We start from the raw sequence: 25,873 nt of genomic DNA, 5'->3' as shown, positions 1-25,873 counted from the left end.
TATGGGGCACTAGGCTGGCTATCCTTAGTCGCATGCAATCCGTGAACCTTAAGCTCCCGTCCAGCACCGGGACGGAGATGGCCGGCACCATCGATTTCCCCGACGCACCTCCCAAGGCATTTGCACTCTTTGCTCATTGTTTCGCAGGCTCACGCCACACCCCCGGCGCCGCTCGTACCTCCAAGCAACTCACGAACTTCGGCATCGCCACCTTGCGCTTCGACTTCCCCGGACTCGGCCAATCTGCGGGCAACTTTGCGGAGACCAGTTTCAGCCAAAACGTACGCGACATCTGCGCCGCCGCACAGTGGCTCGAGGAGAATTATCAGGCCCCGCAGCTGCTTATGGGCCACTCCCTGGGTGGCGCCGCGGCGTTGGCCGCGGCCAGCTGCCTGCCCTCCCTGCGCGCCGTGGCGACCTTGGGCGCCCCTTTCGATCCGGCCCACTCGGTGTTGCACTACGCCGACAAGATCGGCGAGGTCGATACCCACGGCGAGGTCGAGGTCGTTCTCGGAGGCCGTTCCCTGACCATCTCCCGGCACTTCCTCGAGGATCTCGCTGAGACCAACCCGGAAGAGTATCTACACAAGCTCCGCAAGCCGCTGATGGTACTGCACTCCCCGGTCGATACCACTGTCGGAATCGACAACGCGCAGAATATCTTCCTCAAGACCCGCTACCCCAAGTCACTCGTGGCCTTAGACAAGGCCGATCACCTGCTGACCAAGCAGGGTGCCGCCGCCCGTGCCGCGGACCTCATTGGCGCCTGGGCTGAACAATTCATCGTGCCTGACTACACGCCCCCGGAGGTCAGCGCCTCTCAAGCCCGCGCGAACCTAGCCGTAGGAACCAAGCTCGGCGTCGTCGTTCGCAGCAATGACCGCGACGTCAAGGTGGATCGCCGCAAGGAAGATGGCGGCAAGGGCCAAGGAATAACGGCAGAAGGCCTCTTCATGTCAGCACTTGCCGCTGCCACCACCCAGGCCATCAAGGAGGCCGCGAAGGGATTGCCGCTTGACGATGTCGTGGTGGAGATTACCCACATCCACGACACCGTCTTCGAAAGGCGCATCGAGCTCAAAGGCACGCTCAGCCCCGAGCAACGCCGCGCCCTGCTTGTTGCTTCTAAGACCTCCGCGGTCGAATCCTTCATCCACGACGCCCACATCGTGGACACCCTGAAATGACTGCACTCTCTCCGCTCGATGGGATCAAGCGCTGCCCTTGTGGCAGTGGCTTGAACTTTGGACTGTGCTGCGGGAAGTACCATGCCGGCGCTCCTGCTCCCACAGCTGAGGCGCTGATGCGCTCGCGCTTTAGTGCCTTCGTCACCGGCGATGAGGACTATCTACTGCGCACTTGGGACGCCGACACTCGTCCCACAGCGCTGCACCTAGACGCCAGTGATCTGCGCTTCTATCGCCTCGACATCCTCGATACCGTTGGTGGCGGTTTGCTCGACAGCACGGGCATCGTTGAGTTTGAGGCCTTCTACAAAGGCGCCGCCACCGGCTCCCAGCGCGAGCGTTCGAGCTTCCACCGCATAAACGGGAATTGGATCTACTACGCCGAGACTGAGAGCTCCTGAAGAGTCACAACTCTCACGTTTGCGCACTTCAGGCACGTGATTGGGAGTATCCAATGACAGTGTTGTAATCTAGTGCAGTCGCGTTCTTAAAGGACAGACGGCGGACTATGGCGCAGTTTGGTAGCGCACTACACTGGGGGTGTAGGGGTCGCAGGTTCAAATCCTGTTAGTCCGACAGACTAAAAGGTCAAGGCAAGATTTCGCCTTGACCTTTTCTTAATCCAGTGGGTCTACGGGGCGGGGATAAGGCTCATGCCTCCCATGGTGGTTTTCACTGCAAACAGTGGCCGCGAGATTGAAAAACTGGGCCACTATTTACCGTGAACGGCGGATCCACCGCGTTTCGAAAGAACCTCCCCCTAAACAAAGGCTGTCCCTATACCGTTTTTGGCGGAGCTTAAGCTTCGTTCTTGCCGATCTTCTCGTCGATGCTATCGCGAGCGCCGTCGATCTTGTCGCTGTACTTCTCGCCCAGTGTGCCCTTGGCAAGTTCCGATGCCTTATCGAGAACCTTGTCGGAGATCTCCTCGCCCTTATCAGAGTTCAGCGCTTCCTTGGCTTTATCGAAAATTCCCACGGTATTCCTCCGTCATAGATTGAAAATTAGCTTCTGAAGAGCCAGCCTAGGCTGCTCCAGGCTCAACCTTACCCAGCTAATAGTGGATCTTTCCTGTTAAGAACGTTTTATTAGCCGGTTTTTAGCCACAATGCCATAATGTTAGCGTGGTGTGCAAGCGAAAGGGGAGCAACGACGATGAAAGCAACCACTAATGCGAAGGAGTCGCACCCTTCGTGCACGACCGCCCCTTCCGAGGCCCCCGCTTTTTTCGGCTTGGTGTGGCCAGGAAAAGATGCTGCGCGGGCGGCGGCGACAGCGCCCAGTGTCGTTGAATTTCAGTGCCTTTCCCACCATCCGCGCACTAGCGGTGGCGCCTCACAGGACTTCACAGCTGCAGGGAGTAACCGTATCTTCATCGGCGATAACCTCGATGCCCTCAAGCACCTGCACGGTGAGGGCTTTCGCGCAGACATCATTTATATCGACCCGCCATATAACACGGGCAAGGATTTTATCTTCCGGGATAATTTCCGATCCCGGCGTCACATGAACTCGAAGAGCTATGCCCAGTGGCACTCCGAGTGGCTCTCCCTGATGCTGCCCCGCTTGATCTTGGCACGAAGTCTGCTGCGTAGCAGCGGATTTCTCTTCGTCTCCATCGGTGAGTTTGAGTGCGCTAACCTGCGCAAGGTTCTCGATGAGGTATTCGGGGAGGAAGCCTTCGCAGGCCAGTTCATCTGGAAGAAGGCCGGTACGGGCAAGAATGATTCCAAGTACGCCGTAGTCGAGCACGAATATGTCTTGTGCTACGCAGCCTCGCCGGATAATCCGGGCTTTAACGTGGACTTCGGTGCGCGGCCTACCACCAAATACAACCACAGCGATGAGCGGGGCAACTATTCACTAGTTCGCCTCGATTCCAAGACGCTGGGATACTTGCCCACCCTTGACTTTCCCATCAGAGGGCCGGATGGCCGGGAGTACTGGCCGGATCAACCCGGCGAAGGGGAAAAGGTAGCGCGGTGGCGGTGGGGACGAGACAAGGTTGCCCACAATCACGCAGACTTGGTCTTCCGCCGGGGTTTTGTCTACACCAAGAACTATGAAAAGAAAGGTGCGCGGCCGCGCTCCATCCTCGATGGGGAGCGCTTCGGCGTCACGCGCACTGGTAGGCGTGACGCGGAGGAGGCTTTAGGCTTGGCAGGCGTCTTCGACTTCCCCAAACCGGTGCGCCTTATCAAGCATCTCATCGCCATCGGTGCAGGTTCTGACGCGGTTGTCCTCGACTTCTTTGCAGGCTCGGGCACCACCGCACAAGCGGTAGTCGAGCTCAACGCAGAAGATGGCGGAACCCGCAGTTTCCATTTAGTACAAATCCCCCAGCCCACTCATCCCACGAGCACTGCGGCCCGCGCCGGATTGGAGGACCTCGCGCAGATCTGTATAGCGCGGGTGGCCGCACTACCTGGCGCTAGTTTCGACACGTGGGGCCAGGCGCCGATAGCTCCCGCAGGCTAGGTTTGCTGCGTTCCACTGGGCCGGCCGGGAATGCCGAAGAAATCGAGGACTCGGTCGGTGGCAAAACCTTTGCCGACTTCCTGGTCTTTGTCATATTCGCCACCCGGCCACACGTGCCCGCCGCCGGCGATACGAATGTGTTGGAGCGGCTCCTCGCAGTTAGTCCAGTTGAGCTCTAGTGCATTGTTAACTAGGCGGCTGGTGCGCACCCCGCCGGTGCAGCGATTACGCTTGGCGTCTTGCTGCATGACCTCGTCGACGGAGTTATAGTGTGTGTCGTGACGAGTTCCGCCGTGGTAGTCCACCACCGGATCATTCGTACCGTGGATATCAAAGCGTGCGACTGGCTCATCAGAGCAGCCTTGGTGAATAGCATCGTAATAGGCGGCAGAAACGGTGCCCACAGCACGGAATACTTCCGGCATTGTGCAGCCCAAGTATGCCGCGAAGCCTCCACCGTTGGACAGGCCGGTGGCAAAGACCCGCGCATCATCCACCCTGTAGGTAGCGCGGATTGTATCGAGAATGTCTGCTACGAATGCCCTGTCCTCCTCACCAGTGGTCTTGGCGTAGGGGGCAGGACTCCAGGCCTTTTCTATCCCTTGGGGATAAGCCACGAGCGCCTCAGCGCTATCGAGCAGGCTATAGGCCTGAGTATTGGCTGCGGTATCCCCTAGACCATGAAAGACCATGACAACGGGCCACTGCTGGTCTTCGCTATAGTCTTTCGGCACGTGCAGAATGTAGTTGCGTCCCGAAGGAAGATTGATGGTCTTCGATTCCCCGGGTCCGGGACCAACCAAAGGAGCGGAGGTAGGGATACCCAGCGCGGAGGCCTTATTCCACTGCCCGGCGGACGCGGCTTCCGTCGGCGCCTCTGCCTTGGCGCAGGAGGCAATGCCGGCGGCAAGCAGGCACAAGGAGATAACGCCGCCCCATGCCCGCGTGGCTTTCTTCATATTTAAGCTCACCATCGTCCTGCTCACTCACGTCCCTTCTGCCACGCCGCCCACAATTCACAATAGCGGCCACCATAATCTAACAGCTGCGAATGGGTTCCTTCTTCTACCACCTGACCATCCTCCATGACCAGCACCCGATCCGCACGCGCTGCCTGATCGAGGCGGTGCGCAACCACCAGCGCGGAGCGTCCACTGGTAACGGCCTGGGCCGCGCCCTCCAATGCGCCAGCGCCCACCGAACCGGCCTCAGCCGTGGCCTCGTCCATGACCACGATCTTCGGATCAAGCAGGAGGATACGCGCCAGAGCCAACTGCTGCGCCTCCACGGGCTCGAGTTGCAGACCGCGTGCCCCGACAACTGTGTCGAGTCCATCGGCCAGTTCCTCGAACCAGCCGGCCCCCACGCGTTGCAGGGCATCTATCATCTCCTCGTCGCTCGCGCCGGGGCGCGCTAGGGCCAAGTCCTCCCTGAGTGTCCCGGAAAACACGTAAACATTTTGGGAGATCATGGCCAGGCGGGCGATGCGCTCGGCGTCGGAAAGCGCCGAAACGCGCACACCATCAACCGTGACCTCTCCCGAATCTGGCACCCGCATTCCCGCCAACAACGCCGCCACGGTGGTCTTCCCCGCACCGGAAGCGCCGACAAGCGCCACTGTCTGACCAGGATTGATGTCCAGGCTGAGGTCTTTGACCGCCCAGCCCTTGTCGTCGTATCGGAAGGAAACATCATCCATGCGGGCCCTGCCACCCGGAGCGGGAGCACCAGAGGCAGGAGTGGGAAGCGGGGGATCCGCCACGACGCCCACAATGCGCGCGAGGGAGGCATAGCCTGACTGAATGGTATCGAGCACCCGCATCAGCCCCATGAGCGGCCCACGCAGCCGTATGAGCATGAGCATCGCAGCAGTTACCGCGCCCACGCTCAGGGCACCGGATTGCACAACTAGGTAGCCAATGATGAGGCCGGTAGAAAGCATCAATAGTTCCACCGTGGTCAGCCACAGCTGCAGCACCATCATCGTGCGGCGGGCATGATAACCATGCTTGACGACGGTGCTTGAAGCCTCACGGATGCGCTCGTGCATCAGCGGCTCCATACGATAGGCACGCACCGTATGGCGTCCACGGATGGCCTCCAACACGCGCCGGGCTCGATCCGCCATGGCAGCACGCTCGTTGGCATAGCGCTGCGGGGCTGCCTTGAGGTAGTTGCGTGCCGCCAATGCGTAGACCGGCACCGCGCAGGCAACGACGAGGAGGAAACGCCAGTCCATGGCGACCAGCGCCACGGCAGTAGTCACGATGGCGAAAGCCGAACTAGCGAGTACCGGAACAGTCTCTGTAACCGCAGAGGAAAGCTCTGCCACGTCATCCGTGGAGCGTGAGACCAAGTCACCCGAACCTGCTTCCTCAACGCGATGGGCAGGTAGACTCAACGCCGTGCCGACCATCTCCTCGCGCAGGTTGGCGATAATTCGCTCCGTCATGCGTGAGAGCACGTAGAATCCGGCGGCGGAAAAAGCTGCGGCCGCCACCGCTGCTGCGATGAGTCCTCCTGCAATTGAACCTAGAGCTGCAAACAGGCCCTGAGCGGGCTCGCCCGCCGCGATAACCTCATCAACTATCTTTCCCAGCTGCAGAGGAATCATAATATTGGCCGCAGCACCGAGTGTGAGCAGCGCTAAGGCTAGGAAAAAGCGCCGACGCGCGCCGGGCAGGTGGGAGAGCTGCTGGCCTACTACGCGCCACACCTGTGACCATTGGGCGGTGGGAAAACGCATCTACATGGCTCCTTTCGCAACAGCACACCAGGCCGGAGCCGAGGTGTAGACAATGGTGGACTTGTCTGCCCGGGCCGCACTAACACGCGCAGCAATGGTCTGCTCCGTGACGGAATCGACGGCGGTGGTCGGATCCTGCAGGATAAGCACTTCCGGGTCCGCGGCTACTGCCCGTGCCAGAGCCACGCGTTGGCGCTGGCCACCTGACAGGCTTCCTCCGTTCTCCCCTACCTGGCGCTCCAAACCTCCTGGAATATCTTCCGCCGCTGCCGCATACAGTGCGCGCTGGGCCACGTCATACTCGGGGTGAATATTGTCTTGGATGCTGCCTTCAAAAAGGTCGGCCGAGTGCGGGGAGACGATGAAGCGCTCGCGCGGGAGATAGATGAGATTTTCCGGAACGTGGTCCTTGATGACCGTGATTCCTGAATCTAATGCCGGTTCGGAAGGCTGCCCATGGCTAACGGGAGGGCTAAGAAGCACATCCGTGATCCGCCTCGCGCTGGCCTGCGCCGCCGCCCACCGCGAGGCGATGTTCTTGCCCATCATGGTCATCGGCGTGATGACGAACTGTGTCAAGCCAACAACAGTGATGAGTTCACCCACGCTCATGCGCGAGCTTAGGGCTAGCGCGCCAGCGGCTAGGGCCACGGCAATGACGTAGATGGAACCGGTGGCATCGGTGGTGGCGTTGAGGCGGGCACGCGCGCCGTTGGCCTCCACCGTTTTCTCATAGGCCTCATCAGAAACGCTCTGGTAGCGACCACGGACCGTATCGATGGCTCCCAAGCCCTTCAGGATGCGCAGGCCTTGGACCACATCAGTGGCCATGGCAGAGGCCCGTGCCAGGGCAGCCTGCCTGCGAGTGGAGCGTTTACGCAAGGGTTTTGCCGCCCGCAGTGAAATCCACACCACCAGCGGTCCCCCGAGGAAAATCGCTATGCCCAGCCAGATATTGATACGAGCAGTCATGACAGCGACATAGACAATCGCACACACTTCCGCGACGGGAAACACTGTCATCAAAACGGCATCTGCAACGCGTTGCGTATCCGAGGAGGCGATGGACAATAGCTCCCCCGCTGTCCGGCGCTGTCCCGCCATGCCGCGGGGGTCTTGGATGCGATCAGTGACCTCCATGCGCAGGTCATGTCCGATGACCAGCATGGCCCTGCTGAAGAAACCGCGTCCCCACCAGGCTGCCAAGGCATTGACGGCGAATACGGCCACCAAAATTAGCAGCCATTTTACTAGAGAACTGACCTCTCCACGCGCAATAGCATCATCGATGGCGCGCCCCACGATCACTGGCGTTACTCCGTTGCAGAGAAAAGAGATCGACATGAGGACAGCCGCTGGAATGGTCCACGACCGACGCGAGAACACGGTTTTGAGAAGCCAGCGGGGATCGTCGGGTGCAGGAAGTGTCGGCATGGTAGACCATTGTATTTCACGCTAAGTTATAACGCGTATGTCGACTCACGTGCCCAATACTGCCCACTTCCCCAGCTACCGAAAACCCTCGGAGAAAGAGGGCCCGAGCTTTGGCGATCCCAGCCTGCGCCAGCGCTCTGCGCAAGCATTTCGCGCTGGCGCGGATACCTACGATGACGTTCGCCCCGGCTATCCGCAGGAAGTCGCAGAACTCATCATCGGTGCTAGAACTGTGCTCGATGTAGGTGCCGGAACGGGAAAGTTCACGGCCACGCTGCGTAATGAGCGGGTCTTTGCTTGCGAGCCTTCTGGAGACATGGCGCGTGTATTCCGCCAGCGCCTTAACTACCCGCTGTGGAGGGCCACCGCAGAAGCAACCGCGCTGGCCCCAGATTCCCTCGACGCCGTGGCCTGCGCGCAGACGTGGCATTGGGTCGATGTCGCTGCCGCCAGCACCGAATTCGACCGAATTCTCCGCCCCGGCGGTGTGATCCTTTTAGCTTGGAATACTTTGGCGGTAGAGGATGATCCCTGGATCTTGCGCTTGGCCCGCATCATGCACTCCGGCGATATTCAGCGCCCCGGCTTCTTGCCAGAGGTGTCCAAGCCCTGGCGCATAGATAACACCCTGCGTCTAAAATGGGACCACCTCTTAAGCCCAGCCCAGCTGCATGCACTCATGCATACCCGCTCTTATTGGCTGCGCAACTCTGCGCGCATCCGCGAACGCATGACGAATAACCTCAATTGGTACCTCTACGAGCACATGGGTTTTAGTGAGGAAGAAAAACTGCACATCCCGTACCGGACGGATGCTTTCGTCTTGGTACGGGAAGAATAAGGCAGCGCACTGGTGCGCGGCCGGCGGAAGAACTTAAAGCAATACCTGCGCCAAGATGGAACCCACAACGCAAGAGGTGAATACCGAGATCGCTCCCGGGATGATGAAGGAGTGGTTGATAACGAACTTGCCAATCCGCGTGGTTCCTGTCCGGTCGAAGCCGATACAAGCCAGGTCCGAGGGATAAGTCGGCAGAATGAAGTAGCCGTAGGCCGCACCGTAGAAGCCGACGATGACCGCTGGGTCAATGCCGAGAGACAAGCCAATGGGGGCAATGGCAACGAGCGCAGCAGCCTGAGAGTTAACCAGTTTGGACACGATGAGTAGGACGATTGCGTAGGCCCAAGGCGCCGCCTGCACAATGCCTCCCAGGCTGGACTCGAGGGCGTCGATGTGCGCCTCGAAGAAGGTATCAGCCATCCACGCCACACCGAACACGGAGAATACTGCGGTCATGCCGGCCTTGAACACCGGGGTGGAAGCAATCTTCTTATTATCTACCTGGCAGAAGATGAGGATCACGGCGCCGGCTACCAGCATGACCATCTGGATGACCAAGTTCATGGACAGGCGCTTCATCTCTCCATCCGCGTCCGGGAAGGATGGGCGCAAGGCGTCAAAGGCTCCGAGAATGACCACGACTGCAATCGCGGTGAGGAATACTACTACCGCTCGCTTGGCAGCGGGCGGAAAGACCTTACCCAGCAAAGACTCGCCCGACTCCGCAATGTGGGAGGCAAACTCTGGGTCCTTCATCCGTTCCTGGAAAGCAGGATCCTTGTCCAAGTCTTTGCCACGACGCAAAGACCACAATGCGGCCAAGATGACGCCTGAAAGGGAGGCCGGAATGGCCACCATGAGAATCTGCGGAATCGAATAGGAGACGTGGGTGACCCCTGCGTCCTCGGCGATGATGGAGGCGAGGGAGACCGTAGCCACCGAGACCGGCGAGGCAGTAATACCCATCTGCGCGGAGGTCGAGGCCACCGCCATGGGGCGCTCGGGGCGAATGCCCTTCTTCAAGGCAATATCCTCGATGATGGGAAACATGGTGTAGACCACGTGGCCAGTTCCACAAAGCACGGTAAGGAACCAGGTGGTCAGTGGGGCGAGGATAGTGATCCTCTCCGGGTGTGCACGCAGTATTCTTTCCGCGAACTGCATCATCACGTCAAGTCCGCGGGCCTGTTGGAGCGTAGCCGCACAGCCGATGACCGCGATGATGGTGAGCATGACGTCGACGGGTGGTTTGCCGGGCGGCAGCCCAAAGACGAATACCATGATGAGCAGGCCGATGCCGGAGATAAGACCAAGGCCAAGCCCGCCGTACCTCGTGCCCAAGAGCAGGGCTCCGAGGATAATGATGATCTGCAAGACGATCGCAACGCCGGAGGTTGGATCGAGGAGCGAGGCTAACATGAGAAGCCTTTCTAGATTGATAGCACTATGGCTGACTTCTCAAGATTAGCTATCCAAAAGCATTGCACACGAGCGAAAACCCGTGTTAATAATCACAGGTTTGAACCAGCGAATTAAGACCCGGGTTTTGCTATTATGCCTGCATAACGCACGTACTGTTAGCGCATGTGCTTAACGCTACTGCCTTAGCGCCGCCCCTTCTTATTGCGGCGCTCGCGCACGCGCACGGCAATGCGTACGGGTGAACCATGGAAGCCAAAGCGCTCGCGGAATTTGCGCTCAAGGTAGCGCCGATAGCCCGCATCGAGGAATCCTGTGGTGAACAAGACGATTGTCGGTGGCTGGGTGGAAGCCTGCGTGGCAAAAAGAACGCGCGGCAGACGGTTATTCTTCATCGGCGGAGGATTCGCAGCAATCGCCTCGCGCATCCAGTTATTCAACTGGCCAGTAGAAACACGCTGATCCCAGCTCTCTAGAGCCTCGATCATTGCGGGTTCCAGGCGCTGGAGGGCGCGACCAGTCTCGGCCGAGATATTGACGCGAGAGACCCATGGCAGGTGGGTAAGCTGTTCGTCGATCTCGCGGTCCAAGTAATAGCGGCGGTCCTCATCCATGAGGTCCCACTTGTTAAAGGCGATGACGAGAGCCTTGCCAGCCTCGAGCACCATGTTGAGCACCCGCTGGTCCTGCTCGGAGATTTCCTGAGAGGCGTCGATAAGCATGATGCACACCTCAGCCGCGTCAATAACTCCGCGCGTGCGCAGAGATGCGTAGTACTCGTGGCCTTGCGCATTGTTGACCTTCTTGCGCAAGCCCGCGGTATCAACGAACCTCCACAGCTGCTTATCCAGCTGCACGAGCGAATCGACTGGGTCCACAGTGGTGCCCGCAACGTTGTCCACCACGGATCGTTCCTCGCCGGTGAACTTATTCAGTAGCGAAGACTTGCCCACATTGGGCTTGCCCACCAAGGCCACGCGGCGCGGGCCGGACGTAATAGACGGCGAGCGCGGCTCTTCTGGGAAGCTCCGCAGCACCTCATCGAGCACGTCCGCGCCACCGCGACCGTGCTGTGCCGAAACCGGCCATGGATCCCCCAGGCCGAGCGCGTAGAACTCGGCAACATCCGCATACTGGCTATCCGAGTCAAACTTATTGGCCACGAGGATGACCGGAACCGAGGACTTGTGAAGGCGACGAGCCATGACCGCATCCGTCTCCGTGATTCCGACCTTGGTATCAACCACCATGACGATGACGTCCGCGGTCTCCATGGCGACCTCAGCCTGACGCGCAATGGCGCGGTGAATGCCCTTGACGTTGGGATCCCAGCCACCGGTGTCTTGAACCAAGAAGCGCTGACCGTTCCACTCGCCCACATATGAGATGCGGTCACGGGTGACTCCTGGATGGTCCTCGACAACGGCCTCGCGTCGGCCCAGGAAACGGTTAACCAGGGAGGACTTGCCCACGTTCGGGCGGCCAACAATAGCCACCGTGGCAAGGTGCTCCTCGGTATGGTTGTCACCTTCGAAGCCAAGGGTTTCAGAGAGGCGCTCCCACTCTTCCTCAGTTAGAGCCTCTGGGGGCTCGTTGCCGTCTTCATCGGCGTAGTCTTCATCAAAATCATCGCCGAACTCGGGCTCTCCGAATTCGGACTCGTCGAAATCCGATTCGTCGAAGTCAAATTCAGTGGCATCGAAATCAGAAGCCGCCCAGCGACCGCTGGAGGTCTCTACTACTTCCTCATCGAGCTTTCCTACTGGGTAGTGAAACTCGGTCTCTTTTTCCTCCGCATGTGGACGGGAGGTCTCCGGTGTGGGCTGTTCAGCGCCGTGTGCGTCATGATTGGACATGTACGGACTCCTTAACAATATCGATGAGGGCGTTGAGAACCTCGGCGGGGCTCATGGAGGAGGTATCTACGATGACTGCGTCTTCTGCAGGGCGCAGCGGTGAGGTTTCGCGCGTGGAATCAGCCTCGTCGCGCCGGATGACATCGCGCAAGACGGTGTCAAAGTCAGCAGGAATACCGGCGGCCACGTTTTGATCGTAGCGACGCTGCGCACGCACCTCGGCGGAGGCGGTCATATAAGCCTTGGCGGGGGCTTGAGGGAGCACGACAGTACCAATGTCGCGCCCTTCTACCACGGCACGGTGGGCTTCATGGGCCAGCTTGCGCTGCAGGTTGACTAGGTTCTCACGGACCTCCGGGATGGCGGAGACGGCCGAGACGTTACGGGTGACCTCGTCTTCGCGGATGACCCGCGAGACGTCTTCGCCAGCAAGCAAGACCGACGTGGAATCCGGATCCTCGGAGACCTCAAGGGGGAGATCCGCTGTGGCTTCGATGACGCGGGCGACGTCGCTCGGGTCCACGCCTGCACGCAAGACGGCTAGTGTAGCCACCCTGTACATGGCGCCGGTGTCGACATACTTGGCATCCAGTTGCTTCGCCAGAGCACGGCAAGTGGTGGACTTTCCGGTTCCAGAAGGCCCGTCGACGGCAAGGATGAGCCCGCCATTGGGCATGTTGGAATACATTACATCCCCACCTCCTTGTACAGGCTGGTCAGCTCGTTGGAGTTAAGCGCACGCATGCCACCGGGCTTCATATCCCCCAGCTGGACGGTATGCAGCTTGGTACGCACGAGGCGCTGCACAGGGTAGCCAGCCTCCTTGAGCATCCGGCGCACGATGTGCTTTCGGCCCTCGTGCAGTTCGATCCTCACCAGAGAAAAGCCTTGGTTCTTATCGATGATCTGGACGAAGTCCGCTTTCGCGGGGCCATCCTCGAGCTCGATGCCTTCCTTGAGCTCGCGGACCAACTTCTTGTTGGCCTCTCCCAAGACGGTGGCCAGATAGGTCTTTTTGATCTCGTACTTAGGGTGCATCAGGCGGTTCGCCAGCTCCCCATCGTTGGTGAGCAGCAACAAGCCTTCGGTATCCGCGTCAAGGCGCCCGACGTGAAAGAGTCGCTGGCCGGCGGCCACCTTGTCAGCGACAACGTCGCCCACACAGGGGCGGCCCATCTCATCATCCATGGTGGATTGCATCCCCCGTGGCTTGTTGAGGATGAAGTACTGGTGGTTTTCGTTTACGTTGATGCGAACGCCGTCAACGCGAATGACGTCCTTGTTCGGATCGACGCGCACACCTTGCTTGACCACTATCTGGCCATTGACTTCGACGCGGCCAGCATCGATGAGGATCTCAGCGTGGCGGCGGGAGGCTACTCCTGCCTTGGCCAGCACCTTCTGCAGGCGTTCGCCCTTAGCGGAGGCGCCTTTGTCCTCTACCAGCCAGTCCGCACCCAAGTCCCGGGCTACGGAGTCTGCGGTTGCGCTTCCGGCGGAGCGCTTATTTTGTTTGACATGTTGATGACGTGCCGGCTTGGCATTAGAAAGAAGCATGTCACTATCACGCTTCTTCTTTTCCGGTGTGCCGTCGCGGCGAGCGGGTGGGGTCACAAGAGTGTCCTTTTCACTTGAAAATATGCAGTTACTCGGGAAATGATAGCACTTCAGCGTGATTTTCCTGCATCACTGAAGCCCCCCGGCTGAGTACTCGCCGCAGCCTCCGGCTTAGAACTCTTCCTCGATGGCGTCGATGTCAGGAAGCAGAGGCGCTAGTTCTGGCAGCCGGTCGAGGGAATCGATTCCCAAGAGCTCCAGAAAGAGCTCAGTTGTCTCATAACGGTGGGCGGAGCCAGAATGCTCTTCTTGCGGGAGCTCGCGAATAAGCCCGCGCAAAGTAAGGGTGCGCATGACCCCATCGACGTTGACTCCGCGGACGGCGGCTACCTGCGCGCGGGTCACCGGCTGCCGGTAAGCCACAATGGCCAAGGACTCTAAAGCGGCGCGGGAAAGCTTAGTCTGCGTGCCATCGAGCAGGAATGCTTCGACGGCATCTGCATTGTCCTTGCGGGTATAAAAGCGCCAACCCTCGGCGGTTTCGCGCAGGTCAATTCCGGAGCCGCGTTCCTCCAACTCACGCCGAGTCGAGCGAAGCAAGTCACTGACTTCCCCAGTCGATATATCCAGCGCGCGAGCAAGTTCTTCGACAGAGGCAGGGGAATCGATGACAAGGAGAACAGACTCCAAGCGCGAGCGTTGCTGAGAGATGAGCGGCAATTCCATAGCTAGATACTCTACCTCGCGTTCGGGCAAGCGCCCCCGTCTAATCCCAATTGGCGGCGGCTACCACCGCCGGATCAACCACTAAGCCGGTCCAGCTCAGTTCCAGTGGGCCTAGGGACTCGGCCTGCCTGGCTTCCACGGCCTTGGCCTTGTAGAGCTCGAGGAGTGCTAGGAAGCGCCCCACCACTTCCATCGAACGCGTGCAGTCCGCATTGAGCTCGGAGAAGTCCTGCCACACTCCCCTTCCGAGAATGCGCAGGGCGCTCAGCAGCTTTCCCGCCTGCTCGGGAACCGATACTTCTACCTGGTGAATGTGACCTACTCCCACTTCCTCCGGGGGCCGCGGCCGAAATGCCGCCGCGGCAAGCTCAGCGAAGGAGCCCGGCGTGTGTCCGAGACTAACCGGCGGGAGAAGATCCGCGAACTCTTTCTCTATTCCCACCGCCCGCGGATAGGCGTGGCGCGCTTCCCGTTGCCACTGCGCGAAGAGATCCGCAACCTGCTTGTAGGCTCGGTACTGGAGCAAGCGCGCGAAAAGCAGATCACGAGATTCTAGGAGCTCGAGATCCCCCAAGTCATCGACCTCGCCACGCGGCAGAAGGCGTGCCGCCTTGAGATCGAGCAGGGTTGCGGCGACGAGCAAAAACTCCGTGACCTCGTCCAAATTCGCGGCAGTCCCCAACTGGCGGGTATAGGACACGAACTCATCGGTCACTTCCGACAGGGCAACATCAGTGATATCGAGGCGCCTCGATTGAATAAGCTGGAGCAGCAGATCGAAGGGGCCTTCGAAGTTGCGCAGCGCAATGCGAAAGCCCGTGATCTCCGGCTGGACTACCTCTGACACCGCGGTACCTTAGGCACCGGCACGCTCGATGACTTCTTTAGCGAGGTTACGGTACTGCTGCGCTGCCTGCGAATGCGGCGCCCATGTGGTGATGGGTTCGCCGGCCACGGAGGTCTCTGGGAAACGCACCGTGCGGGTGATAACGGTGTCGAACACTCGATCCCCGAAGTACTCTACGACGCGGGACATGACCTCGCGCGCGTGCTTGGTGCGGCGATCAAACATCGTGACGAGGATGCCCATGATCTCCAAGTCGAAGTTGATGCGCTCCGAGACCTTCTCCACCGTGTCCGTGAGCAGAGCGAGTCCACGGAGCGAAAAGAACTCGCACTCCATTGGGATGATGACTCCTTGCGAGCAGGCCAAGGCATTGACGGTCAACAGTCCAAGGGAGGGCTGGCAATCAATGATGATGAAGTCATAGTCTCGACGAACCGGACGCAGAGCGCGCGCCAGCGTATGCTCACGGCCTACCTCGTTGACGAGCTGGATCTCTGCGGCCGAAAGATCGATATTGGCCGGAACGAGATCCAAGTCAGGCACAGAGGTGTGCTTGATCGCCGAATGGATAGAGGTCTGACTATCGAGCATGACGTCATAGATAGTGTCCTCGATTTCATCATGCGCGAGGCCCAGTCCGGCCGAGAGCGCACCTTGCGGATCGAGGTCAACGAGGAGGACTTTGCGCCCCATCTCCGCCAAGCAAGCACCCATGTTGATGGTGGAGGTGGTTTTGCCAACGCCGCCTTTTTGGTTACACATGGAGATGATGGTGGCGGGGCCATGCTGCGCCAGCGGGGCAGGTTCCGGCAGTTCGCGGATGGGGCGACCAGTTAGCCCTACCTGCGTGTCTGCGGCCGAAAAAAGTCCCTCATCATTCACAGTCATACCTGCTTCCTTGACCATTGGTTCTTCGCTGCGCCTAGCCGCCCCTAGATAGCCCTAAACAGCGCTAGTTAAAAGCCTCAATAAACCCAGCTTACAACGTTGTTATTTTAGACTACCCTCTACCCTACCTGCAGATCGATCCTATTCGGGGATCAAGGCATAGTCCTTTACCTAAACACTTCTCCGTGAACAACCCAACCTGCACTCTAGGCCCGCGGATGTGCGGTATGCCAGACCTCACGCAGTGAATCGGCGGAAACATGCGTATAAATCTGAGTCGTGGTCACTGAGGAGTGTCCCAGGAGCTCCTGGACAGTACGCACATCCGCACCGCCCTCCAGAAGATGAGTGGCAAAGGAGTGACGAAGTGTGTGCGGCGAAATAGACTTACCCAAGCCCGCGCGCTGGGCGGCGCGCTTGAGTACTACCCATGCACTTTGGCGAGAAAGCGGCCCGCCACGGGTATTGAGAAACAGGGCAGGCGTCTTGCCACGGCTTAGAACGGGCCGCGCGCGCACGAGGTAGTGAGAAATCGCCGCTTGGGCCTTGGAGCCGATGGGAACGATGCGTTCCTTGTTCCCCTTGCCTGTTAGCCGAAGGATTCCATCGTTATCGCTAACATCGTCGACCGTGAGATCCGTGGCCTCAGAAATCCGCGCGCCCGTGCCATACAGCACTTCCAGCAGAGCCCTATCGCGCACATCCACCGCGGTGGCGGCGTCGCCGCTAGGCGTGGCTTCGATAAGCGCGGCAACTTCGGCGATGCTCAAGGTCTCAGGCAGGTGCTGGGCAGGGCTGGGTGGCGCGACGTCCGCGGCCACGTCACGCACGATGACGCCCTCGGCAAGGGCAAACTTATGGAGACCGCGGGCGACGATAAGCGCCCGGCTGGCCGACGATGCGGCCAAATGGGAGCGCAAGTGCGCCAGATAAGCCTCGACGTGCTCGCGCCCCACTGCTGACAAATCTTCTATCCCTGCATCGGCCAGCCAGTCCAGGTAGCGGCGCACGTCACGCCGGTAATTGCTCACCGTATTGGGCGAGGCCCCCTTTTCCACGACAAGGTGGTTAAGCCACGTCGTGGCGATGTGCCCCGCTGCGCTCGCGCGGGAGTCGCCCCCGCCGCTGTCGTGCCGCGTCACTTCTTTTTAAGGTCAGGCCCGGGACGCCGCTTTGCCATCGAGGTTGGACGCAAAGGAAAGGGCACATCAGTGCTACGGGTTGCGCGACCGCCGCGCAGTACTGCATAAGTGGCTAGAATGCCCACACAGGCAATGGAATTGACTATTTCCCCCGCCAGCACGCGGTTGACTGCCTCGTCGAGGTCAACCCAGGCGAAGGTCATATCCTGTTCTTCGTCACCGGTGTCATGGAGCTTGTCCACTATACTTAGATCGCGGGCGAGGAAGATCCTCACCGCTTCTTCGCTAAAACCGGGCGAGGTAGCGATATCTGAGAGCACCTCCCAGCGCTTAGCCTGCAGTCCGGCCTCTTCCTGCAGCTCGCGTTTAGCACCGGTGAGCTCGTCCTCGCCTTTGATATCGAGGAGCCCCGCGGGCAGCTCCCACAGGCGCGTACCCAATGGGCGGCGGTACTGATAGACCATCGCCACGCGCTCATTTTCATCGACCGCCACAACAGCCACGGCGCCCAGATTTTCCACGACTTCGCGGGACGCCACGCGCCCTCCCGGCATGAGCACCTCGTCGCGGCGCAGCGCGATGACGGGGGCGTCGACCAAAAGCGTGGAATCTACCACCTCGAAATTATGAGACATATTAGGCGTCCTTCGGGAACGCAGGGGTAGCTGAGTTTGCAGAAGGCGCGGAGCCATAGGCTCCGGAAGATCCATCTAGTTGTTCCTTCACCGCAAGTACCGTAGCCAGGCGGGAGGAGGCGCGATCAATGGAGTCCACCGTGGAGACCTTGGTCCCCCCAGCGCGGAGCTTTCCGATGACCCGTTCCTCGCCGGCCTGCTCCACGCGCCCGGCCACCACCGTGGAACCGGCGGTATTCTCTAACTGCGTAGCTAGCTTGGCTAGGGTATCGGTATAATAGCCGTCCGATCCCCTGCCTGTGACGATGACTATTGCCTGCGCTGGGAGGATGGTTTCGTCCTCGTAATCAATGTATCCCGCCTCGCGCAGAGCCTGCAGCAAGGTGGCGCGCTCCTTGGATGTTGCCAGCGGCTCGGTGGTTTTGGGATCCATAAACAGTCCCGCCCCCAATGCCTCGCCGGCGTGGGTTCCCGCATCGCGCGAATCCGTGCTCAGCTGGGCGCCTGCGGGCAGGGTCGAAGAAACCAAAGAAAGGATTTTATCCGAGTTCTCTTGACGGAAGAAGTCCTCCGTCAGGCGGATAGAGCCCGCCTCCTGCGCATCAGCAGCACGCAACAGGTTCTTGACCGCGTCGACATCTCCGTCGACGGCTTCGGCTGTACTAAGAACCAGTACGGGACGCTGCGCTAGCGATCCGTCCACGATCTTGGGGGAAAGCTCATTGATAACGGAGTCGCTCGCACCGTTTTGATTCTGGTAAATCTGGTTTTCTTGCAGTGCCCTACGGTGTTCCTCCCGGATGGAGGATTCTCCGCCGGCTCCACCGGCGCTAACGGTGGGCGAGATGGCGAATACCCCGAGCGCAACCCCCAAAGCAGTTCCAAGCCCTAGGCCAGCAACAACAAAGGCTGCGACAGACTTGCTCTTAGCCATTTACTTGAACCACCCTTGCACCGTCAGCGCCAAGTTATTCCAGGTATCAATGAGGTTTTGGGCAAAGCCTTCGCTGCCACCTAGACCGACAATGACAATGATGACTGCGATGGCAACCAGGATGCTCAGCAGCGCCCACAGCCAGGCGATCTTTCCGCTAGCCGGTGCCGAATAGAGGTTGATTACGGTGTCTGCATCCACCAGGCGCGTTCCCGCCTTAAGCCGCGAGAGCATCGCCGCTGGGGTGGCGCCTTCCTTGTTCGCGAAGATATCATCCAAGTCCACTGCTGCGCCCGCCTGGACGATCATCAAAGCCCCATGATAATCGGCGAGCAACAAAGCAAGGTCGGTGGCGGAATCCGTGGCGGCGGGGAAGGTCATGGCGCCGATTCCAAGGTCTTGGATCCGCTCTAGGCCTTCGGCGGTTCCGTCCGGATCCGCGGGGAGAATGACTCTTGCTCCGCAGCGCAGCGTCTCCGCACTCACCTTCGCGGGATCACCCACGATGAAGTCAGGCTTATAGCCTACCTCCATGAGAGTATCCGCGGCCTCGTCTACCGCGATGATGATGGGCTCGTACTCGCGGATGAAGTTGCGCAGCAGAGCTATCTTGTGGCGGTGATCTGGGCTCGGAGACACCAGTACCACCTTGCGCCCGGCCATCTCGACGCCGGATTCCGGTACCCCGAGGCCGTCGATAAGCAGCGGCCCCTCCGACTGAATGAACTCTGTGGCATTGCCAAAGTAGGCCTCCATGTGGTCCATGAGCTCACGCTGCGCGGAGGTGAAACGCGACTCCGCCGCCTCCCTATCGACCACGGCGCCGGATGCAATTTCTTTCTCCCCGAGAAACACGCCACCCTCGTCGCTGAGACGGGCCTTCTTGCCGTCTTTAAAGCTGCTTACGAAGTCCTCGCCGACGTTTTCCACGAGAAGTACGTCCGCATCGAGGAGCATGTGGGGCCCATAATTGGGAATGGATCCGGTGCTAAACTCCGCCACGTTAATGACAGCTGCCGGCTGCAGATCGACCAGCGTCTGCGCCTCCTGGCGGGAGATATTTGCGGCGTTAATGACGGCGAAGTCACCAGCGGAGAACTTCTTCAGGCCCTTTCCGCCCGGCGTGCAATCACGCAGCGTACCCTGCGTGCCGGAGAGATCGGAGTTTCGGGAAAACAGACTCATGGCCTCTATTGTGAACTCCACACGCGGCAAACTGTGGAAGGCGCGCGGAGGAGGCAGACTGCTACTTCAGCTTCTCAACCTCAGACTGGGCGCGCTCAAAAAGCTCAGCGGCGTGGGCGCGGCCAGTCTCAGTATCATCGAGACCCGCCAACATGCGCGCCAGCTCCTCTACCCGCTCAGCCCGGCTGAGGGGAGAGAGCTCCGAGGTCGCATCCTCTTTGGCCACGTGCAGATGACTATCCGCATACGCCGCCACCTGTGGCAGGTGGGTGACCACGATGACCTGGTTATGGACTGCAAGGCGCGCTAGACGACGTCCGATTTCCACCGCAGCACGTCCACCCACACCGGCATCAATCTCATCGAAGACCAGGGTTTCCTCTCCCTCACCGCTCATCACGACCTCAAGTGCCAGCATGACGCGAGAGAGCTCACCACCAGAGGCAGCGGAAGCCAGGGGCTTATCGTTGAGTAGAAACTCCGCCTCATCCGCCCCCGAGCGAGAGTACTTGGAGCGCCGCAACGCCACGGTCAGAGTGGAGTTCTGCATGGCCAGGCCATGCAGTTCTGCGGTGACCCTTTCCCCGAGTGCCTCAGCCGCCGCAGTGCGCGCCTTACTCAGTTTCTTCGCAGCCTTAATCATCTCGGACTCAGCCTCCGCGACCTGTGCTTTGAGCTCACCCAGGGCTTCAGTTGAGGTATCGAGACTCTCGAGCTGGCGTGCCGCCTGGTCCCTCCACGCAATGACGCCGTCGATATCGCCCGCGTACTTGCGCGTTAAGGATTTCAAGTCCTGCTGCCGCTGGAGTGAGACCTCCAGCAGATTCGGGTCAGCGGGCAAGTTCTCAAGGTAGCCGCCGAGCTCGGAGGAAATATCTGAAAGCTGCGCGTTGATGTCGCCTAGGTGCTCGCCTAATTGCCGCAGCAGCTCATCGCTCGATCCAGAAAGCGCAGCCTCCGCCCTGCCCAGCACTGTGGAGGCGCCCGACTCGCTGGCGCCGGAGAATTCCTCCGCGCCGTCGATAGCCGCGAGAGCGCTGCTGGCGGATTCTCGCAGAGCATCTACGTCCTGCAGCCTGCGGATCTGGGAGACGAGTTCGCTGTCCTCCCCCGGTCGTGGTGCAACCTCCTCTATCTCATGCAACGCGAACTTGAGGCGATCTGCTTCCTGCGCCATCTCTCGGCGAGACTGGGTGCGGGACTGGTAGTCCTTGGCTAAGCGGCGCCACCTCAAGAAGGCTTCAGTATAAGCCTCGCGCACCTGGGCCGTCGCGGGATCAAAGCGATCAACCGCCTCTAGCTGCTGCTCCGGAGCGAGCAAACGCAACTGATCATTTTGGCCATGTACGGTAATCATCGCGGCGGCAAACTCGGAGAGTTTTGCAGCCGGTACCGCCCTGCCGCCCAGGTAGGCCTTCGATCGGCCCGCAGCCGAAACCGTGCGGGAGACCAAGTACTCGCCATTCTCGTCGGCTTCTCCACCGACGGACTCCACTAGTTCTTTGACTGCTGGGACCCCGCTGCTAAATCTTCCCTCAACAGCAGCCTTCTTGGCTCCATCCCTGACCCGGGAGGCATCGGCTCGAGAGCCCGCCAACAAGCGCAGCCCGGTAACCACCATGGTTTTTCCCGCACCCGTCTCTCCGGTGAGCACGGTAAGCCCAGAGGTGAGTTCGGCGGTGGAGCGAGAAATGACACCGAGATCTTCGATCGTAATCTCCAATAGCACGTGCTGCCCACTCCTCCTTGTGTGATGGTCAAATTGTGTGACGGGGCGATTTGCAGATCCAAAAGCCGAGCCTAACTCTGCCGGCCCCTCCAGCCTTCGATGGGCAAACGCAATTTCCGGACGAGGCGGTCAGTGAAGGGCTGATCATCAAGGCGCACCCAGCGCACCGGGTGTGCTCCACGCACAGCCTCCACCCTCGCCCCCGGGGGCATGTTGATGCGGCGGAAGCCATCCATGACCACCATGGCGGCGCTGGTATCAGAAGCGGATTCTACCGCAACCTGGGAATCCGGGGAGACTACCAGCGGCTTTGTAAAGAGCGCATGCGCATTGTTGGGCACGACCAAGATGGCGTCTAGCGAAGGCCACAGCACTGGGCCTCCGGCAGAGAAGGCGTAGGCTGTGGAGCCCGTTGGCGTAGAAATAAGCACTCCGTCGCAGCCGAATGCTGATACCGGCCTGCCATCAATCTCCAAAATTGCATCCAAGACCCCGGAACGGTCGAGGTTTTCAATCGAAGCTTCATTGAGAGCCCAGCCACGCTTGAGTAGGTTACCGTCTGCATCAAATACGGATACATCGATGGTGAGGCGATCTTCCACGCCATAGTTACGGTCAATGACCCTGACCAGCGCCCTATCGAGGGATTCAGCGTCCCACTCGGCAAGGAAGCCGACGTGACCGAGATTAATGCCTAGCACAGGGACATCTACCGCGCGGGCGAGGTCCGCCGCCCTCAGGAAAGTGCCATCCCCGCCTAGCACTAGGACAAGTTCACATCCTGCGGCTGCATCCGGCGAGTGCTCCACGTGAGTGAGCTCAGGAAGAACATCCGCCTTTGCACACACGCGCACTGTGATCCCAGCAGCCAGCAGAAGCTCTGCCGCGCGCTTGGCCGCATCCAGGTTATCTGCTCGCCCAGAGTGCGGAACCAATAAAATCTCGCGCATCATCGCGGACCTTCCTCTACTGCCTTTTCCACCAAAGCCTGCAGCGTTTCAGCATCTACAGGCGGGGCTCCCTTTTCGAGCCATAGGAAATACTCTACGTTGCCACTCGGACCGGGCAACGGTGAGGCCACCACGGACTTCACACCCGTGCCGAGGGTCTGAGCGAATGCTGCGATCTCAGCCGTTACCTCCGCGCGAAGCTGCGGGGAACGGACCACTCCGCCGCTGCCGAGACGATCCTTCCCCACCTCGAACTGCGGCTTGACCATGGGCAGCAACCATGCACCCGGCTTGAGACACTCGATGATGGCGGGCAGCACCAGCTTTAAAGAAATAAAGGAGAGATCTCCTACCATGGCGTCGCAGTAGCCCCCACACATGTCGACGGTGAGGTTGCGAATATTCGTACGATCTAAGACCGTGACCCTCTCATCGTTTTGGAGGCGCCACAGCAGCTGGCCATAACCCACGTCAACTGCGATGACCTCCGAGGCCCCTCGCTTGAGGCAGACATCGCTGAAACCGCCAGTGGAGGCTCCCGCATCGAGTACACGCAGCCCTTGGGGCGAGACACCGAAGGAATCCAGCGCCCCGAGCAGCTTATGAGCACCGCGCGATGCCCACTCATCCTCAGGGTTGCTTTCGACCTTGATGGAAACCTCTGGCTCGACGATGGTCGCCGGCTTGAGGGCTTGGAAGCCGCCGACGGTCACCCTTCCGCCCTTGATCATCTCTACTGCTTGCTCCCGCGAGCGAGCGATCTTGCGGCGCACGAGTTCCGCGTCAAGGCGGCGACGTTGGGGGGCCATAAACTACTAATTCTCCTGCAGGGCTTCACGCAGCACGCCGTGCGCTCGCGACAGCTGTTCTAGTTCTTCATTAAGGTCCGCGGCGGGCTCGGCCAAGATGGCCTCGATCTCCGCGCCAACCGTCTCCGGATCCCCGACTTTGCGGGGATCATGAGGCTTTATCGCCATTGGGTTACGGCCTTCTCGGCGAATTCGCTGCGCGGCTGGACGTAACGAGGAGGCTTCGGCATGGCCCACGCCACCTCGAGTACCGTGCGCAGCGCTTGAATCGAGGTGGAATTGTCCTCGCCACCCTGCAATAAAATGTCGAGACCATCGAAACGCGCGGTGAAACCGCCCTGGGCACCCGGTTTAGCCACGGAGCAGGGCAAGGAAAGTTCGTGGAATCCAGCACCGATGAAATTCGGACGCAGGGGTGCCGGGGCCTCAATCAGATCGAGCTCTCCTGAAACACCCGTAAGGACGTGAAAAGTATTCATGGCGGCGGCGTTTCCGCCAGCTATATCGGTATCGAGGCGATCTCCAACAGCCAAGGGCTTCTTGGAGCCAACCTTAGCGGCCGCCAGCTTGAACATTGCGGGCTCAGGTTTTCCGGCCGAAACCGGGTCCACTCCGGTAGCCGAGACTACAGCAGCGACCATCGAGCCATTGCCCACCGCGAGCCCACGCTTGGTGGGAAGAGAAGTGTCCATATTGGAGGCAAAGTAGCGTGCGCCCGCATTGATAGCTAAAGCAGCCTCGGATAGCTGTTTCCACCCGATTTCCGGAGACATCCCTTGGAACACGGCCACAGGCTTGTCATCCGCGCTTGCTACTACGTTAAACCCCGCGTCACGCGCCAGCGCCCGAAAAGACTCTGCTCCAACAACGAGAACCTTCGCACCCGCAGGAAGCTGTTGCGCAGCCAGAGTGAGAACCGCCTGCGCGGAAGTAACGATGTGCTCCACATCGGTTCCAATGCCGATTTTCTCCAGCATATCCGCAACAGCAGCTGGACTGCGCGAGGCATTATTCGTCACATATATGGCAGGCACGCCGCAGGAACTAATGACGTCGACGACGCGCTGAAGCGGACGCCCGCCTTCCCAGACAGTCCCGTCGAGATCGAGCAGCAATGAATCATGTTGGGAGAGAATACTCATCTTAAAGTTCCGCCAAACGCTCTGAGGCGTCAGTCCAATCTCCTTCATCAATAGCGACGGTGTGCTCAAACCACTCTTTAGCCTCGTCGACGCGGCCGGCCTCAGCCAGAGCATTGGCGTAGGCATAACTGAGGCGACACGCACTCATACCACGATCATCACGGCTCGGCTGCGCGCGCTGGATAGTAATCACTGCCGATTCAGCCTGGCCCATGTCCAGGCGGGCGCCTGCAACGACGATGGCCAGCTCAATGGCGGACTCACGGTCAAGAAGTGATGCATCCTCGCTGCGGCCAAGCTCGACGGCCTTCTCAGGACGCCCAAGCCCGCGCTCGCAATCCGCCATGACGGCAAGCATGCCCGGACCGCCGGAAATACGGCGTGCCGCACGCAACTCAGACAAGGCTTCCTTCCATTCACCTGCACGATAAGCAGCAATGCCATTGACCTCGCGGGCAATAGACACACGCCCTGCACGGTCTTTAGCAGCGCGAGCATGGCGCAACGCCAGCTTAGGGTCATCATCCATCCACGTGGCGGCCATGATCATATGCTTGGCGACGGCCTCCCCATTATCCTTCGACAGCGACCTCAGGTCCTGCAAAACCGAGGGATCGAGATCCTCGATGTCAATATCATCAGGCAGGTCCGGATCGGCAATGCGCCGGTTAATCCGCTCCTCGCGGTAACCCGAACGCTGCGGAGAATGCGAGCGTGCCTTCTCCTCTTCCTGCCTGCGGTCATCACGCTTGTCACCGCGACGATTGTCACGCCGGTCATCACGACGCCCCCCGCGCCGATCATCACCGCGCCCTCCGCGGCCTCCGCCTCTCCGGTCATCATCGCGCCCCCCGCGACGGTCTGGACGAGAGTCTCCGCGTTCTCCGCCTCGACGGTCATCGCGAGAGCCGCGCTCATCGCGACCACCACGTGGTCCACGCTTGCCTTCGAAGTCACGGCCGTGACCGGAGTGCCCGTGGGAGCCGCGGCCTTCGCCGCCTTGACGCCCGCCTTCGCGGCGAGAGTCATTATTGCGTTCAGACATTAAGCCTTAATCTTTCTCAGTTGAACTGTTGCGTTGTACCGGCTAAGTCTACAGGTAAAACAGGGAAACCCTGAAACCCCCATAGACCAGCAACCTCTGCTCAAGCGAGCCTACTCGTGGAAATCTCGTCGCACCGATTGGCGTGAGCTGTGTTATCGGGTGTGTTTCGGTGTGTGTTGTGGGTGTGGGGTTGTGTTGGCGGTAAATAGTGGCGGTTTAAGGGGCCTCAACCTGCCTCTATGCACTGTCAACACCCCGTCAACCCGGGATGGGTATCCCCGACCATGCCCTAGGGCGCATACAGTCTCCGGCTGCGCACATGC

25 protein-coding genes and 1 tRNA gene are annotated in these 25,873 nt (G+C 59.9%); 5 read left to right on the top strand and 21 right to left on the bottom strand.

All coding sequences use genetic code 11. The features are described 5' to 3' along the window. The first annotated feature begins 32 nt into the window (after nt 1–32). The 3 genes from B2696_RS02100 (at nt 33) to B2696_RS02090 (ending at nt 1,763) form a co-directional block, all read left to right on the top strand. The gene (locus B2696_RS02100; RefSeq protein WP_286953705.1) at nt 33–1,187 is read left to right on the top strand and encodes an alpha/beta fold hydrolase; all 1,155 of its coding nucleotides are present in this window, start codon (nt 33–35) and stop codon (nt 1,185–1,187) included. After that, nucleotides 1,184–1,588: a YchJ family protein gene (locus tag B2696_RS02095; RefSeq protein WP_075729774.1), complete on the top strand. Its 405-nt coding sequence runs from the start codon at nt 1,184–1,186 to the stop codon at nt 1,586–1,588. Before B2696_RS02100 ends, B2696_RS02095 begins: the two co-directional genes overlap by 4 nt. Nucleotides 1,589–1,689: 101 nt before the next feature. Then, nucleotides 1,690–1,763: transfer RNA gene (locus tag B2696_RS02090), tRNA-Pro, on the top strand. A gap of 222 nt (nt 1,764–1,985) precedes the next feature. Here the strand turns inward: B2696_RS02090 and B2696_RS02085 are convergent. Then, nucleotides 1,986–2,165 (bottom strand): antitoxin, encoded by a 180-nt coding sequence (locus B2696_RS02085; RefSeq protein WP_286953704.1) that lies wholly within the window; start codon nt 2,163–2,165, stop codon nt 1,986–1,988. Between the two features lie 177 nt (nt 2,166–2,342). Between B2696_RS02085 and B2696_RS02080 the strand changes: the two genes are divergently transcribed. Next, nucleotides 2,343–3,665: a site-specific DNA-methyltransferase gene (locus B2696_RS02080; protein WP_286953703.1), complete on the top strand. Its 1,323-nt coding sequence runs from the start codon at nt 2,343–2,345 to the stop codon at nt 3,663–3,665. Here the strand turns inward: B2696_RS02080 and B2696_RS02075 are convergent. From B2696_RS02075 to B2696_RS02065, 3 genes are read right to left on the bottom strand one after another with little or no spacing between them, the layout of a single operon-like run. Next, nucleotides 3,662–4,624 (bottom strand): alpha/beta hydrolase family esterase, encoded by a 963-nt coding sequence (locus B2696_RS02075; protein WP_141255883.1) that lies wholly within the window; start codon nt 4,622–4,624, stop codon nt 3,662–3,664. The two genes, B2696_RS02080 and B2696_RS02075, sit on opposite strands and share 4 nt — an antisense overlap. 23 nt (nt 4,625–4,647) lie before the next feature. After that, on the bottom strand, nt 4,648–6,411 hold the full coding sequence (locus tag B2696_RS02070) for an ABC transporter ATP-binding protein (protein ID WP_286953700.1): 1,764 nt from the start codon (nt 6,409–6,411) through the stop codon (nt 4,648–4,650). After that, entirely contained in the window at nt 6,412–7,845 is a 1,434-nt protein-coding gene (locus tag B2696_RS02065) for an ABC transporter transmembrane domain-containing protein (RefSeq protein WP_286953699.1), read from the bottom strand. A 37-nt stretch (nt 7,846–7,882) separates the two neighbouring features. Here B2696_RS02065 and B2696_RS02060 point away from each other — a divergent pair, with 37 nt between their 5' ends. After that, on the top strand, nt 7,883–8,686 hold the full coding sequence (locus tag B2696_RS02060; protein WP_286953698.1) for a class I SAM-dependent methyltransferase: 804 nt from the start codon (nt 7,883–7,885) through the stop codon (nt 8,684–8,686). Between the two features lie 33 nt (nt 8,687–8,719). Here B2696_RS02060 and B2696_RS02055 read toward each other — a convergent pair whose 3' ends face one another. From B2696_RS02055 to B2696_RS01975, 17 genes are all read right to left on the bottom strand, one after another. Next, on the bottom strand, nt 8,720–10,105 hold the full coding sequence (locus B2696_RS02055; RefSeq protein WP_276622150.1) for an anaerobic C4-dicarboxylate transporter: 1,386 nt from the start codon (nt 10,103–10,105) through the stop codon (nt 8,720–8,722). A 185-nt stretch (nt 10,106–10,290) separates the two neighbouring features. Then, complete coding sequence (gene der, locus B2696_RS02050; protein ID WP_286953697.1) at nt 10,291–11,961, bottom strand: ribosome biogenesis GTPase Der; 1,671 nt, start codon at nt 11,959–11,961, stop codon at nt 10,291–10,293. Further along, nucleotides 11,948–12,649 (bottom strand): (d)CMP kinase, encoded by a 702-nt coding sequence (cmk, locus tag B2696_RS02045; protein WP_075729767.1) that lies wholly within the window; start codon nt 12,647–12,649, stop codon nt 11,948–11,950. The genes der and cmk overlap by 14 nt, the downstream gene beginning before the upstream one ends. Continuing rightward, entirely contained in the window at nt 12,649–13,575 is a 927-nt protein-coding gene (locus tag B2696_RS02040; RefSeq protein ID WP_075729766.1) for a pseudouridine synthase, read from the bottom strand. The genes cmk and B2696_RS02040 overlap by 1 nt, the downstream gene beginning before the upstream one ends. A gap of 114 nt (nt 13,576–13,689) precedes the next feature. Continuing rightward, on the bottom strand, nt 13,690–14,244 hold the full coding sequence (scpB, locus tag B2696_RS02035) for an SMC-Scp complex subunit ScpB (RefSeq protein ID WP_075729765.1): 555 nt from the start codon (nt 14,242–14,244) through the stop codon (nt 13,690–13,692). Nucleotides 14,245–14,284: 40 nt separating this feature from the next. Further along, nucleotides 14,285–15,091 carry a segregation and condensation protein A gene (locus B2696_RS02030; protein WP_286953696.1) on the bottom strand — a complete coding sequence of 269 codons (807 nt, stop codon included), beginning with the start codon at nt 15,089–15,091 and terminating at the stop codon, nt 14,285–14,287. A 9-nt stretch (nt 15,092–15,100) separates the two neighbouring features. Further along, nucleotides 15,101–15,973: a ParA family protein gene (locus B2696_RS02025; protein ID WP_075731101.1), complete on the bottom strand. Its 873-nt coding sequence runs from the start codon at nt 15,971–15,973 to the stop codon at nt 15,101–15,103. 212 nt (nt 15,974–16,185) lie between these two features. Beyond that, complete coding sequence (xerD, locus tag B2696_RS02020) at nt 16,186–17,067, bottom strand: site-specific tyrosine recombinase XerD (protein WP_075731099.1); 882 nt, start codon at nt 17,065–17,067, stop codon at nt 16,186–16,188. Between the two features lie 50 nt (nt 17,068–17,117). Continuing rightward, nucleotides 17,118–17,756 (bottom strand): NUDIX domain-containing protein, encoded by a 639-nt coding sequence (locus B2696_RS02015; RefSeq protein WP_286953695.1) that lies wholly within the window; start codon nt 17,754–17,756, stop codon nt 17,118–17,120. A 1-nt stretch (nt 17,757) separates the two neighbouring features. Continuing rightward, the gene (locus tag B2696_RS02010) at nt 17,758–18,690 is read right to left on the bottom strand and encodes a copper transporter (RefSeq protein ID WP_286953694.1); all 933 of its coding nucleotides are present in this window, start codon (nt 18,688–18,690) and stop codon (nt 17,758–17,760) included. Continuing rightward, nucleotides 18,691–19,875 (bottom strand): putative cytokinetic ring protein SteA, encoded by a 1,185-nt coding sequence (gene steA / locus B2696_RS02005; protein ID WP_286953693.1) that lies wholly within the window; start codon nt 19,873–19,875, stop codon nt 18,691–18,693. 61 nt (nt 19,876–19,936) lie between these two features. Then, nucleotides 19,937–21,604, bottom strand: a complete 1,668-nt coding sequence (gene recN / locus B2696_RS02000; protein ID WP_075729760.1) for a DNA repair protein RecN — start codon at nt 21,602–21,604, stop codon at nt 19,937–19,939. A gap of 71 nt (nt 21,605–21,675) precedes the next feature. Further along, a complete protein-coding gene (locus B2696_RS01995) occupies nt 21,676–22,557 on the bottom strand; it encodes an NAD kinase (protein ID WP_075729759.1) in 882 nt (293 codons plus the stop codon). Beyond that, complete coding sequence (locus B2696_RS01990; protein WP_286953692.1) at nt 22,554–23,363, bottom strand: TlyA family RNA methyltransferase; 810 nt, start codon at nt 23,361–23,363, stop codon at nt 22,554–22,556. Before B2696_RS01990 ends, B2696_RS01995 begins: the two co-directional genes overlap by 4 nt. Before the next feature lie 6 nt (nt 23,364–23,369). Further along, the gene (locus B2696_RS01985; RefSeq protein ID WP_286953691.1) at nt 23,370–23,531 is read right to left on the bottom strand and encodes a hypothetical protein; all 162 of its coding nucleotides are present in this window, start codon (nt 23,529–23,531) and stop codon (nt 23,370–23,372) included. Next, nucleotides 23,522–24,505 carry an HAD hydrolase-like protein gene (locus B2696_RS01980; protein WP_286953690.1) on the bottom strand — a complete coding sequence of 328 codons (984 nt, stop codon included), beginning with the start codon at nt 24,503–24,505 and terminating at the stop codon, nt 23,522–23,524. The genes B2696_RS01985 and B2696_RS01980 overlap by 10 nt, the downstream gene beginning before the upstream one ends. Before the next feature lies 1 nt (nt 24,506). Beyond that, a complete protein-coding gene (locus tag B2696_RS01975; RefSeq protein WP_286953689.1) occupies nt 24,507–25,550 on the bottom strand; it encodes a tetratricopeptide repeat protein in 1,044 nt (347 codons plus the stop codon). Nucleotides 25,551–25,873: the final 323 nt, after the last annotated feature.

Source organism: Corynebacterium sp. UBA4397, from assembly GCF_002390965.1.
Lineage (GTDB): Bacteria > Actinomycetota > Actinomycetes > Mycobacteriales > Mycobacteriaceae > Corynebacterium > Corynebacterium flavescens.
This window is presented reverse-complemented; position numbering and strand designations above follow the sequence as displayed.